The sequence below is a fragment of the Curtobacterium sp. PhB137 genome, from assembly GCF_003814955.1.
GTDB lineage: Bacteria > Actinomycetota > Actinomycetes > Actinomycetales > Microbacteriaceae > Curtobacterium.
In genome coordinates, this window is record NZ_RKQO01000007.1 from 58,285 (window position 1) to 70,935 (window position 12,651).

At 70.5% G+C, this 12,651-nt stretch carries 12 protein-coding genes; 4 read left to right on the forward strand and 8 right to left on the reverse strand.

Going from position 1 to position 12,651, the window contains the following annotated elements:
* Positions 1-144: 144 nt before the first annotated feature.
* Complete coding sequence (locus EDF28_RS12340) at positions 145-1,401, forward strand: ROK family protein (RefSeq protein WP_123938511.1); 1,257 nt, start codon at positions 145-147, stop codon at positions 1,399-1,401.
* On the opposite strand, the gene EDF28_RS12345 is transcribed toward EDF28_RS12340, so the two are convergent.
* On the reverse strand, positions 1,307-2,035 hold the full coding sequence (locus EDF28_RS12345; protein ID WP_123938512.1) for a CoA pyrophosphatase: 729 nt from the start codon (positions 2,033-2,035) through the stop codon (positions 1,307-1,309). The genes EDF28_RS12340 and EDF28_RS12345 overlap by 95 nt on opposite strands.
* A 134-nt stretch (positions 2,036-2,169) precedes the next feature.
* Complete coding sequence (locus tag EDF28_RS12350) at positions 2,170-3,000, reverse strand: siderophore-interacting protein (RefSeq protein WP_185094232.1); 831 nt, start codon at positions 2,998-3,000, stop codon at positions 2,170-2,172.
* Positions 3,001-3,113: 113 nt separating this feature from the next.
* Here EDF28_RS12350 and EDF28_RS12355 point away from each other — a divergent pair, with 113 nt between their 5' ends.
* Both EDF28_RS12355 and EDF28_RS12360 read left to right on the forward strand, forming a co-directional pair.
* A complete protein-coding gene (locus EDF28_RS12355) occupies positions 3,114-3,650 on the forward strand; it encodes a hypothetical protein (RefSeq protein ID WP_123938513.1) in 537 nt (178 codons plus the stop codon).
* Positions 3,647-4,261, forward strand: coding sequence for a bifunctional 2-polyprenyl-6-hydroxyphenol methylase/3-demethylubiquinol 3-O-methyltransferase UbiG (locus EDF28_RS12360; RefSeq protein ID WP_123938514.1), 615 nt, complete (start codon positions 3,647-3,649; stop codon positions 4,259-4,261). Before EDF28_RS12355 ends, EDF28_RS12360 begins: the two co-directional genes overlap by 4 nt.
* A 31-nt stretch (positions 4,262-4,292) precedes the next feature.
* Here EDF28_RS12360 and EDF28_RS12365 read toward each other — a convergent pair whose 3' ends face one another.
* The gene (locus EDF28_RS12365) at positions 4,293-4,739 is read right to left on the reverse strand and encodes a DUF4279 domain-containing protein (RefSeq protein ID WP_185094233.1); all 447 of its coding nucleotides are present in this window, start codon (positions 4,737-4,739) and stop codon (positions 4,293-4,295) included.
* 129 nt (positions 4,740-4,868) lie between these two features.
* Between EDF28_RS12365 and EDF28_RS12370 the strand changes: the two genes are divergently transcribed.
* Positions 4,869-5,117, forward strand: coding sequence for a hypothetical protein (locus tag EDF28_RS12370; RefSeq protein WP_235035885.1), 249 nt, complete (start codon positions 4,869-4,871; stop codon positions 5,115-5,117).
* 113 nt (positions 5,118-5,230) lie between these two features.
* On the opposite strand, the gene EDF28_RS12375 is transcribed toward EDF28_RS12370, so the two are convergent.
* From EDF28_RS12375 to rhaI, 5 genes are all read right to left on the reverse strand, one after another.
* A complete protein-coding gene (locus tag EDF28_RS12375) occupies positions 5,231-6,214 on the reverse strand; it encodes a glycoside hydrolase family 16 protein (protein WP_123938516.1) in 984 nt (327 codons plus the stop codon).
* 266 nt (positions 6,215-6,480) lie between these two features.
* Positions 6,481-7,674: an alpha-hydroxy acid oxidase gene (locus EDF28_RS12380; protein WP_123292314.1), complete on the reverse strand. Its 1,194-nt coding sequence runs from the start codon at positions 7,672-7,674 to the stop codon at positions 6,481-6,483.
* 128 nt (positions 7,675-7,802) lie between these two features.
* The gene (locus EDF28_RS12385) at positions 7,803-9,281 is read right to left on the reverse strand and encodes a rhamnulokinase family protein (RefSeq protein WP_123938517.1); all 1,479 of its coding nucleotides are present in this window, start codon (positions 9,279-9,281) and stop codon (positions 7,803-7,805) included.
* A gap of 51 nt (positions 9,282-9,332) precedes the next feature.
* A complete protein-coding gene (locus EDF28_RS12390) occupies positions 9,333-11,435 on the reverse strand; it encodes a bifunctional aldolase/short-chain dehydrogenase (RefSeq protein WP_123938518.1) in 2,103 nt (700 codons plus the stop codon).
* A 4-nt stretch (positions 11,436-11,439) separates the two neighbouring features.
* Positions 11,440-12,612: an L-rhamnose isomerase gene (rhaI, locus tag EDF28_RS12395; RefSeq protein WP_123938519.1), complete on the reverse strand. Its 1,173-nt coding sequence runs from the start codon at positions 12,610-12,612 to the stop codon at positions 11,440-11,442.
* Positions 12,613-12,651: the final 39 nt, after the last annotated feature.

A 12,651-nucleotide genomic window follows, 5' to 3' on the forward strand; every position in this document is an offset into this window, starting at 1 on the left:
GTGTGGTTGCACGTCGTCTCCGTCCGTCCGGACCCGGCAGCCCTGCCGTTCCGTCCTGCGATCGGCTCCGATGCCGACCGCGTGACTAAATCTAGCGACAAAATCTAATTACGCAAGGAACTCGTTGCGCGATAAGGTCACGGCATGCCGCCACCCCGTCGAACGAGCGCCGAGACACTGCTCGCGCACGCCTTCGACGCTGGCGCCTTCACCGCCACCGAGGCCATCGACGCCACCGGCCTGACCCGCTCGACCGTGCTGGCCGCGTGCGAGGAACTCGTCCGGCTCGGCTGGCTCCACGAGCTCGACGACGCCCGTGCCGCCGGGGAGTACCGGATCGGCCGGCCCGCCCGTCGCTACGAACTCGACACCGCCGCCGGGGTCGTCGTCGGCGTGGACGCCGGACAGCACCGGGTCACCGCCATCGTCGCCGACCTGCGCGGCACCGTGCTCGGGCGCGCCGAAGGGGCACTCGGTGAGTCGGGACTCGAGGTCCCCGTCCGGCTCGCAGTCCTCGCCGACACCGTGGACGACGCGCTCGCCGCCGCCGGAGCCGACCGCTCCCGCGTCCTGGTCACCGTCGTCGGCATCCCCGCGCCGGTCGACGCCGGCGGGGCATCGCCGGGCGACGGCGGCTTCTGGGACCGGATGAACCCGGGCTTCGCCGGCGCCGTCCCGCACGGCCGCGTCGTCGTCGAGAACGACGCGAACCTCGCCGCGCTCGCCGAGCGGCCGTCATCGGGGGACGCCTCGTTCGCCGCACTGCTCTCCGGCGAGCGGTTCGGCAGCGGCCTCGTGGTCGACGGTGTGCTGCTCCGCGGTGCCCACGGCGGCGCGGGGGAGATGCGTGTGCTCGACATCGTCCAGGGGGTCGGGTCGTCGGACGGCATCGGCGCGACGGCGCGGACGCTGGTCGCCGAGGCCGTCGCTGCGGGCGAGGTCCGGCCGGGCAGTCCGCTCGCGGTGGACGCCGGTGCCTCCGCCGTGTTCCGCGCGGCGCAGGACGGCGACACCGTGGCGCTGGCGATCGTCGACCGCCTCGGCGACCGACTGGCCCGCGTCTGCGTCCTGCTCGCCAGCCTGCTCGACATCGACCGCGTGGTCGTCGCCGGTGCGATCGCCCAGCCGGCGGTCGCCGTCATCGACCGTGCTCGTGCCCTGCTCGACGGCTGGCACTTCGACCCCGTGCCCGACCTGGTGGCGTCGACGCTCGGCGGCGACGTCGTCGTCATCGGGGCCGTCGCCCACGCGGTGGACGCGGTCCGTGCCGACCCGCTGTCCTTCCCCCTGGGCGGTACCGACCGGCTCAGTGTCGACGATCGAGCGGCAGTTCCCGCTCCCGATCCCAGTCCTCGGTCCACCCGAGCCGGTCGAACAACGCATCCAGCAGCATCGCGGTGAACCCCCACACCAGGTGGTCGTCGTGGTGGTCGTCGCCGTCGTCGTGGTCGCCGTGCTCCACATCGACGGTGAAGCCCGGCCCGCGCCACTCCTGACCACCGCGTCGGATCACCGTGACCCCGCGGTTCGCCGGGTCGAGCAGGTCCGCCACGGGGACCCGGAACACCGCGGCCGACTCGCGCTCGTCGACGACCCGGATCGGAGACGGCTCGCGCCACCACCCCAGCACCGGGCGCACCAGGTGGTTCGAGAACGCCAGCGGCACCGCGGGCAGCGTGCCGAGGACCTCGACGCCCGTCGGGTCGAGCCCGGTCTCCTCACGCGCTTCGCGGAGGGCTGCGGCGACGGCGTCGACATCGCCCGGGTCGATCCGTCCGCCGGGGAACGCGACCTCGCCCGGGTGCGCGCGCAGGGTCGTGGCACGCGCGAGCAGCAGGACGTCGAGGTCGCGTGGGACGTCGGCGGCGACGGCCGGGCGGTCGCTCGGGGTGCGGTCGAGCGTGCCGAAGAGCATCAGGACGGCGGCGTGCCGCGGGGTGGTCGAACCGGTGAGTTCGCCCGCCACGGGCCCGGCATCCGCCCACGCGTTCGCTGCGACGGTCGCGAGTGCCGCCCGTGCTCGCCCCTCGTCCATCACCCGCCCACCCTAGGCGTGCGGCGCTGGTGGCCGTGCGCCGTGTGCCGTGCTTCGTGAGCAGAAATGGTCGGGTCGGGAATCGGCACTCGACCATTCCTGCTCACGAAGTCGCCGAAGGTGCCCGAACGCAGTCAGCCGGACCGGCCCGCGCGCCAGTACCCGGTGAAGGCGATCCGCTCCTTCGGGATGCCCGCGCCGACCCAGTGGCGTCGCGCTCCGCCGGCGAGGGACTGCTCGCCGGCGACCCAGGCAGCGTGGTCGGGGCTCACCGACGATCGGGTGACCGCGTCGAGCGCCGCGGCTCCGGGACGTCGACCGGGTTCGCGGGTGATCCACGTCACGTCGATGCCGGTCGGGGCATCGATGGTCCGCACGTCGGCGTCCGTCGGGACCTCGAGGATCGCGGTGCCCTTCGTCGAACGGGGGAGCGACTCGAGGATCCCGGCTGCAGCGGGCAGGGCGCTCTCGTCCGCGACGATCGCGATCGGACGACCGAGGGCGTCCCGGTCGAAGCCGATGCCCTCGTCGATGAGCCCGGCCACGTCGCCGGGCTGTGCGCCGAGTGCCCACCCAGCCGCGGTCGGTCCGGTCGGTGCGTGGTCGTCACCAGTGCCGTGCACCACGAAGTCGACGTCGAGCTCGTCGCCCTGGTGCAGTCGGCGGAGGCTCCGCACGGTGTAGCTGCGGAGGATCGGTCGGCTCGCCTTCGCCATCGTCAGGAACTTCAGGTAGCTCACGGTGTCGAGCTTCTGCGGGGCCCGCGTGAGGTCACCGCCGTCCACCGGCAGGAACAGGCGGAACCACTGGTCGTAGCCCATGTGGGTGAATCGGCTCAGGTCGTCGCCGCCGAACACCACGCGGATGAAGGACGGCGAGATCCGTTCGGTCCGCACGACGTGCAGGGTGAGGAGCTCGACGCGTTCCGGCTTCGTGCGGGTCGCCTGCATATTCGTCCGTGCCATGTAGGTAAGGCTAACCTAACTAATACTCGAGCGGGAAGGCTCAGCCGACTCCCGGGCACCGTCGGCATGGTGGAGGAACCGAGGACCACTCGAACATTCGACGAGGAGACACCGTGGACCGCTTTCGACGACTCCCGCTGCCGGCACTGCTGCCCATCGTGTTCGTCCTGGTCGGCGGACTGTACTTCGCCATCGGTCTGGCTTCGAACCCCGACGGTGGCAGTCTGGCCGCTCGCGCGATCGGATCGCTCTTCTCCGCCGTCTTGATGACGGTGTTCTTCGGCTTCCTCATCGCCTACCGTCGCCGCCGAGCGGGTGGCACCGAGGGTGCTGCCGCGATCCAGCGAGCGGTGCGCTCCGGAGACCTGCCGGACGACGTCGACCACGTCGTGTGGACCCGCGAGCTCGAGTCGACCCGTAAGCGGTACCGGAACAACCGGGTCATCGTGCCGATCATGGTCATCGTCTTCGCGGCCTTCTCGGTCTGGGCAGCTCTGACGGTCAGTCCGTTCTGGTGGGCGATCCTGGTGCTGTTCGTGGGGATGTGCGCGTACTCCGTCTGGGAGACCCGACGGGCACTGCGGAACATCGACCACCTGCTGGCCACCCTGCGCGGAACCTGGACCGTCCCGCAGTCCAGCAGCCCGTGACCCAGCGCGTCCCGAGTCCGGAGCGGCGCTGGAACCACAACACGCACTTCCACGCCCGGGTGCTCGATGCCGTGCCGGACGGGGGGAACACCGCCCTGGACGTCGGGACCGGCAACGGTCTGCTCGCCCGTGACCTGTACGACGCGGGGCTCGACGTCACGGCGATCGACCTGAATGGGGACGTCCTGCGCGCCACCCGCGCCGCGAACGCCGACACCGGGATCCACTGGCTGCACGGTGACGTGATGGGACACGACTTCGGTCGGCAGTTCGACGTGGTGGCCTCGGTCGCGACGGTGCACCACCTGCCCGACCTGTCAGCCGGGCTCGCGCGGCTCGCAGACCTCACGGCGCCAGGTGGCACCCTGGTGGTCGTCGGACTCGCGAAGCCCACCCGGCTGCGTGATCACGTGCTCGGGTTGGCGGGTGTCGCGCAGCATCGTTGGTCCTCATGGCGGCGCGGTTACTGGGAGCACTCCGCGCCGACGTGCTGGCCACCACCGCATTCGTACGCCCAGGTCCAGCACATCGCGCATGCGGTCCTGATGGGGTCCGAGTACCGCCGACACCCGCTGTGGCGGTACGTGATCACGTGGCGCCGGCCGCGCTGACGCACGGGTGAACTGACGGCGCCGGGACTCATCAGACGTCGCGGTACGAGATCTCCATGTGCTCGGTCGACACGGGTGTCAGTTCGAGATCGAGCCCAGCGGCTCCCACCTGGCGCAACACCTCCGCCGGCACAACGAAGGTGTTCTCCTTGTGGTCGGTGATGAGGGACACCGACAGGCTGACCACGTAGCCCTCCTCGCGCAGATGCGCGAAAAGGTCCGCCGCGTTCTCTGGCAACAGCTGCAGGACCCACTGCACACGCCCCCAAGGGTCCTGCCCGTGGTCGGCGCGGATCTCATCGACGTGAACGACGCTGAACACGTTCCAAATCGATACGTCGAACACGTGGGGCCCCTCACCCTTGAGGTCGCCGATCTCGTACTGTTCGTCGGGCCTGACACCCAGGAGCTGTGTCACGTGCTCCGAAGAGCCCCGCTGGCCATGGATGTTCAGCTCCACCTGGATGTTCTTGATCACTCCGGCAGTGTCCCACTCGGGCTGCGCCGAGATCGCGGCGGGCTCTCCGCGTGGATGCGCCGGACTTCCACCAGCCGTGGTGTGCGCTGAGGATCGGCCAACGGACAGCGCGCACCTACACTCTCCATCGTGAGTAGACGGAGCCCGGGGCCACGCTTCTTCCGACGCCCGAAGCCCTTCGCCGGCGGGGAGGTCTGGATCGTCCAGCACGACGAGTCACCGGACAACACGGTCCTCGGCGTCTTCGCCACAGACGACGAGGCGTACGCCTTCATGGACACGGTCAAGGACGACTACGAGAACGGCGTGATCTGCTCGAGCTTCTCGATCCCGTACCGGTCCACCGACGGCGCCGTTCGGTATCAGGCCATGGACTGACGTCGACCTCGGTCGGCCTGTCGGCCACCCTGCGAGCGAGGCGCCAGTGAGCAGAAGACGTCCGGTCCCTGGTGGGAACCCGACGTCTTCTGCTCACTCAGTGGGCCGAACGCTCACTCCGTGGTGGAGACCCAGTCGATGAGCAGGTTGCCCTGGTCGCCCCAGTTGCCGACCTGGAACATGAAGCGGTGCGGGGTCGTCGGTACGTCGTGGGTGATCGTGTCGAGGACCTTGCCGTCGACGCTGTAGGTCACCGACTGTCCGGGCACCCAGTCCACCGTGTAGGTGTGCCAGTCGCGCCACGAGACGCCGGTGCCGATCTGGACGCGGTCGGCTTCCTTGCCCGGGGTCATCGAGTGGTGGAAGGCCGAGGGGCTGTCCTCGAAGTTGCCCTCGGGGAAGTCGATCTCGCCGTCGGACCAGGTGCCCGACGTCGGCCACAGCATGAACGCCGCGCCGTTGCCGTCGCCACCGGTCGCCTTGGCGCGGACGGAGAACGAGCCGCCGACGTGGTCCCAGGCTCCGGCGGAGGAGCCGAACGTGCCGGCCGCCCCCGCTCCGGTGCCGAGGGCGACGTCCATCACGCCGTCGTGCACCGAGACGGTCTTGCTCGGTGCGTAGATGCCGGAGGTGCCGTCGGGGTAGGGCTGCCACGACTGCGGGTAGAGCCGCGAGACGAGGCCGGTGACGGCGTCGGTGGTGAAGTCCTCGACGAACGAGGCGGCCGGCGCAGCGGAGGTGTCGGTGACCTCGTTCTGCGGTTCGGCCGCGTCGTCGGCTTCCGACTCCGCGGCTTCGGCGTCGTCGGTGGGCGCAGCCGCCTCGGGTTCTGCGGTCGGGGTGGTGTCCTCGATCGGCGCGGCCTCGGCGGTCGGCGCGGGCGTCTCCGTCGGCGTCGTGTCCGACTCCTCGTCGTCGGACGGGGCCGGGGTCGCAGTGTCCGAGGGGGTGGGCGTGGGGGTCACCGGGGCGTGCTGCCCGTGGCGGTGTCCGCCCCAGCCCCACCAGCTGTCAGCGGAGGCGGCGGAGGCGGTGGGGACTCCGAGTGCCAGGCAACCGGCGGTCGCTGCCGCCAGGATCGCGCGACGGCGGCTCATCGGGTGTGCCGTTCGGTGGTGAGGGTGGTGGGCGCGGGGGTCGTGCCGCGCATGGGCGTGCACGTGCTTCGGGTCGAGATGTCGGGCTCCTCGTGGTGCTCGGGCGCAGGATGCGGGGAGGGGACGGCGCGCCAGGGGGCAGGATGCCGAGGGGTTCGGTGACGCGTCCACGGACATCTTGCATCATTTGTGCCCCGTTCGGGGGTAATCGCCCGAATCGGCACTCGAACGCGCGGTGAACGGCGGGCAGCCCGCTGCCCGCCGCCTCAGCCGCGCGGCACCGGCTGCAAGCGCTGCAGCTGCGTCACGTGCCCGGGCTCGAGCTCGTCGAGCGACGTGACCCCGAGCAGCCGCATCGTGCGCTCGATCTGCTCCGACAGGATCTGGATCATCCGGTCGACACCGGCCTCGCCGCCCGCCATCAGCCCGTACAGGTACGCCCGGCCGACCATGGTGAACTTCGCACCGAGCGCCACGGCGGCGACGATGTCCGCGCCCGACATGATGCCGGTGTCGAGGTGCACCTCGGTGTCCATGCCGACCTCCTTCACCACGGAGGGAAGCAGGTGGAACGGCACGGGTGCCCGGTCGAGCTGGCGTCCGCCGTGGTTCGACAGCGTGATCCCGTCGACGCCCATGTCCGCCAGGCGACGCGCATCGGCCAGGGACTGCACGCCCTTCACGACGACCTTGCCCTTCCACTGGTCGCGGATCCACGCGAGGTCCTCGTAGGTGACGGTGGGGTCGAACATGTGGTCGAGGAGCTCCCCGACGGTGCCGGACCACCGGTCGAGCGACGCGAACGCCAGCGGCTCGGTGGTCAGGAAGTCGAACCACCACCACGGTCGCGGGATGGCGTTCAGCACGGTCCGGGCGCTCAGCTGCGGCGGGATCGAGAAGCCGTTGCGCTTGTCCCGCAGTCGCGCGCCGGCGACGGGCACGTCCACGGTGACGAGCAGCGTGTCGAACCCGGCCTTCTCGGCGCGGGAGACCAGCGCCATCGACTTCTCGCGGTCCTTCCACATGTACAGCTGGAACCAGTTGCGGCCGTTCGGGTTGGCGTCACGGACGTCCTCGATCGCCGTGGTGCCCATGGTGGAGAGCGAGAACGGGATGCCCGCGCGTCCGGCTGCCCGGGCCCCGGCGCGTTCGCCCTCGGTCTGCATCATGCGCGTGAACCCGGTGGGGGCGATGCCGAACGGGTACGCGACCGGCGCACCGAGCACGTCCCGCGACGTCGACACCGTCGACACATCGCGCAGGATCGCGGGCGTGAACTCGATGTCCTCGAACGCCTGCCGGGCACGGGCGAGGGAGATCTCGGCCTCGGCGGCGCCCTCGGTGTAGTCGAACGCGGCCTTCGGGGTGCGGCGGGCGGCGATGTCGCGCAGGTCCCAGATCGTCAAGGCCTGTTCGAGGCGCTGACGCCGACCGGGCAGCGAAGGCTTCTTGAACTGCATGAGCGGCGCGAGGTCACGCACCGTCGGCAGCTGCCGCTTGATCGGGGTCCGCCGGGCCGACGGGGTGCCCGGGGTGGCTGCCGGTGCGCCCGTGGCGGGGTCGACGCGGTGCTGGTCGTCGGTCGAGGTCATACAGACATCCTACGTCTCGAGGTGGATTGGCGGAGGGAAGCGTCGGAGGAACGCGGGGTGTACCGGACGGGCTCGACGGTGCGGGCGATCGTCGCGCGCAGGGCCTCGAGCGAGGCGCCGCGCAGGCCGCCGAGTCCGGCTGCCCGCGCCTGCACCAGGATGTTGCCGAGTGCCGTCGCCTCGACGGGCCCGGCCAGGACGGGCACCCCGGTGCGGTCGGCCGTCAGCTGGCAGAGCAGCCGGTTCTGCGATCCGCCGCCGACGATGTGCACCTGTCGGACGTCTTTGCCCGTGATGGTGCTGATCGTCGCAAGTGTCTCCGCGTACGCGGCGGCCAGCGACTCGAGGATCGAGCGCACGAACTCGGCCCGCGACGCGGGCGCGCTCAGCCCGTGGTCGCCGCACCAGGCGGCGATGCGCGCGGGCATGTCGCCGGGCGCCGTGAACGACTCGTCGGCGGGGTCGAAGACGGGGACCGGGGCCGTGACGGCCGCGGCGGAGGCGAGCAGGGCCTCCAGGTCGATGCGCGCGCCGTCACGTTCCCAGGTGCGGACGCTCTCGGAGAGCAACCACAGTCCGGACACGTTCTTCAGGAACCGGACGCGGCCGTCGACCCCGCCCTCGTTGGTGCAGTTCGCGTCGCGCGCCGCGTCCGACAGGACGGGTGCGTCGAGCTCGACGCCGACGAGCGACCAGGTGCCGGAGGAGATGTACGCGAAGTCCGGTTCGGTCGCGGGGACCGCGACGACGGCGGAGGCCGTGTCGTGCGAGCCGACGAGCGTGACGGGTGCCTGCCCGCCGACGGCGTCGGCGACGGACGGCAGCAGTGGCCCGAGTCGGTCGCCCGGGTCACGCAGGGTGGGCAGGAGGCCGGCCGGGAGGCCCGCAGCAGCCCGCAACGCCGGGTCCCACCCGCGGGTCGTCGCGTTCAGGACCCCGGTCGTCGACGCGTTCGTGCGCTCGGCCGCCTCGACACCGGTGAGCCAGTAGCCGAGCAGGTCGGGGACGAGCAGCGCCCGCTGCGCGAGCTGCAGGGACGGGTCGGCAGCGAACTGGAACACCGTGTTGAAGGGCAGGTGCTGCAGACCGTTCCGGGCGTACAGCTCGGCCGCGTCCATCCGTCGGTGCACGCGGTCGACGCCGCCCTCGTGCCGCTCGTCGCGGTAGTGGTACGGCAGCCCGAGCAGCCGACCGTCGCGCAGCAGGCCGTAGTCCACCGCCCACGAGTCGATGCCGATGCTCACGATCGCCGGGTGCGTGGCGAACGCCTGACGGAGGCCGTCGGTCACCTGTCGGTGGAGCTCGACGACGTCCCAGTGCAGGGCCTCGCGGTCGTGCTCGTGCAGGGTCACGGGGCCGTTCGGGAACCGGGCGACGTGCTCCATCCGGACGCCGTCGGTGTCGACGTGCCCGAGGATCACGCGGCCGCTGGTGGCCCCGAGGTCGACGGCGGCGACGGTGCCGCTGGTGGACATGCTCTTACCTCTTGTCGGACATCAGCTTGTCGTGCATCAGCTTGTCGTTCATCAGCGCAGGAACGCGGCGGCGACACCCGCGTCGACGGGCACGTGCAAACCGGTCGTGTGCGAGAAGTCGTCGGTGCAGATGGCGTAGACGGCGTTCGCGACGTTCTCCGGCACGACCTCGCGCTTGAGGATGGTGCGCTGGGCGTAGAACGCGCCGAGGTCCTGCTCCTCGATGCCGTAGGTCTTCGCGCGGTTCGCTCCCCAGCCGCTCGCGAAGATCCCCGAGCCACGGACGACGCCGTCGGGGTTGATCCCGTTGACGCGGACGCCGTGCTCACCGAGCTCCGCCGCCAACAACCGGACCTGGTGCGCCTGGTCGGCCTTGGTCGCCGAGTACGCGATGTTGTTCGGACCGGCGAACACCGAGTTCTTCGACGAGATGTAGACGATGTCGCCGCCGAGGCCCTGCTCGATGAGGACCTTCGCTGCCGCCTTGGACACCAGGAACGACCCCTTCGCCATGACGTCGTGCTGCAGGTCCCAGTCCTGTTCGGTGGTCTCGAGCAGGCTCTTGCTGAGCGACAGTCCGGCGTTGTTCACGACGAGGTCGAGGCCGCCGAAGTGCAGGAGGGTCTGCTGGATCGCCTGCTCGATGTCCGCTGCCGAGGTCACGTTCGCCGCGACGCCGATGGCCTGGTCGGTGTTCCCGATCTCGGCCGCAGCGTCTTGCGCCTTCGCCAGGTCGAGGTCGGCGATGACGACCGCGGCGCCCTCGGCGGCCAGGCGCTTCGCGATCGCCTTGCCGATGCCGCTCGCGGCTCCGGTGACCAGGGCGATGCGGGTGGCGAGCTTCTTGGGGGCAGGCATCCGTTGCAGCTTCGCCTCTTCGAGGGCCCAGTACTCGATGCGGAACTTCTCGGCCTCGTCGATGGGGGCGTAGGTGCTCAGCGACTCGGCACCGCGCATGACGTTGATCGCGTTGACGTAGAACTCCCCGGCGACGCGGGCGGTCTGGGCGTCCTTGCCGTACGAGAACATCCCGACGCCAGGCACCAGCACGATGAGCGGGTCGGCGCCGCGCATCGCGGGGGAGTCCGGGTTCGCGTGGCGGTCGTAGTAGGCCTGGTAGTCCGCGCGGTACTGCTCGTGGAGTTCGTGCAGGCGGGCGGTCTGCTCGTCGACGCTCGCGGTGGCGGGCAGGTCGAGGATGAGGGGCTTCACCTTGGTGCGCAGGAAGTGGTCGGGGCAGCTCGTGCCGAGCGCGGCGAGCTCCTCGGCGCGCGACGACGCCAGGAAGTCGAGCACGACGTCGCTGTCGGTGAAGTGCCCCACCACCGGCTTGTCGTGCCCGGCGATGCCGCGGATCGTCGGTGCGAGGGCGGCGGCGCGTGCATGGCGTTCGTCGGTCGGCAGCGCCTCGAAGCCTGCTCGGGATCCGCCGAACGGGTCGGCCTTCCCGTGCTCCGCGATGAACTGCTCGGCGGTGTCGATGATCCAGCGCGAGTTCGCCTCGGCCTCCTCGCTCGTCTCGCCCCAAGCCGTGATCCCGTGGCCGCCGAGGATCGTGCCGATCGCCTGGGGGTTGTCCCGCTTGATCGCGGCGATGTCGAGCCCGAGCTGGAACCCGGGTCGGCGCCACGGCACCCACACCACCGTGTCGCCGAAGATCGTCGACGTCAGGGCCGGTCCGTCCGCCGCCGTCGCGATGGCGATGCCGGCGTCCGGGTGCAGGTGGTCGACGTGCGCGGCGTCGACCAGGGCGTGCATCGCCGTGTCGATGGACGGGGCGGCACCGCCCTTGCCGTGCAGCGTGTAGTCGAACGCGGCGACCATCTCGTCCTCGCGCTCCACCCCCGGGCCTGTGTCTGATGCGTACATGTCCTGGAGGGCACGGACGCGGTCGACGCGCAGGACCGCGAGGCCCGCCGGGGTGAGGGTGCCGAGGTCGCCCCCGGAGCCCTTCACCCAGAGCAGCTCCACCGGCTCGCCCGTGACCGGGTCGGTGTCAGTGCCCTTCGCCGAGGTGTTCCCGCCGGCGTAGTTCGTGATCCGCGGATCCGAGCCGAGCGCGTTCGAACGCGCGATGAGCGCACTGATCGTGGTGTCTGCGTCGGTGCCGTGCGTTGCGGGGTCCACCCGAGCCTCCAGGTCGTTGATCGTCATCTGTCTACGCGCCCCAGCCGGCCTGGACGCCACCGACGCGGTCCTCGGCGATCGACTGCTGGTACCCGGAGTCCAGGTACGCGCGCATCGGGTTCGCCGGCAGACCGCGGGATTCGCGCCACGCGGCGAGGTCCGCCCGGACGTCGGTCTGGTACGCGTCCATGAAGACCTCGTTCGCGCCGAGGACGTCGTGGGCCTCCTGCGCTGCGGTCAGGGCCACGCGGTCGAGGAGCAGTGCCCGGGCCGTCATCTCCTGCACGTTGAGCACGGAGCGGATCTGACCGGGGATCTTGTCCTCGATGTTGTGGCACTGGTCGAGCATGAACGCGACGTCGTGGTTGTCGTAGCCGCCGCCGCGGATGACCTCGACCAGGATGCGGAACAGCTGGAACGGGTCCGCTGCGCCCACGATCAGGTCGTCGTCGGCGTAGAACCGCGAGTTGAAGTCGAAGCTGCCGAGCTTGCCGAGGCGCAGGAGCTGCATCACGATGAACTCGATGTTCGTGCCGGGGGCGTGGTGGCCGGTGTCGAGGCAGACCATCGCCTTGTCGCCGAGCGCGGCCGTCTGCACGTAGCTCGTGCCCCAGTCCGGCACATCGGTGTGGTAGAACGACGGCTCGAAGAACTTGTACTCGAGCACCAGGCGCTGGTCGGCACCGAGGCGGTCGTAGATCGTGCTGAGCGACTCGTGCAGGCGGTCCTGGCGGGAGCGCATGTCCTCCTGCCCGGGGTAGTTCGAGCCCTCGGCGAGCCAGATCTTCAGGTCGCGGCTGCCGGTGGCGTCCATCACGTCGATGCAGCGCAGGTGGTGGTCGATCGCCTTCTGCCGGATCGTCTCGTCGACGTGGGTCAGGGCACCGAACTTGTAGTCGTCGTCCTGGAACGTGTTCGAGTTCACGGTGCCGAGCGACACCCCGTGCTCTTCGGCGTGCCGCTTGAGGTCGCTGAAGTCGTCGACGAGGTCCCACGGGATGTGCAGTGCCACGGTCGGTGCGAGGCCCGTGTACTGGTGCACCTGGGCGGCGTCGGCGATCTTCTCGTACGGGTCGCGCGGGGTGCCGGGCGTGCTGAACACCTTGAAGCGGGTGCCGGAGTTGCCGAAGGCCCAGCTGGGCAGCTCGATCTGCTGTCGTGCGAGCTGGTCGGCGATGCCGGTGAAGGTCGGGGTCGATGTCATCGTGTCACTTCCTCGTGTGCGATTGAATCGTTTCATACA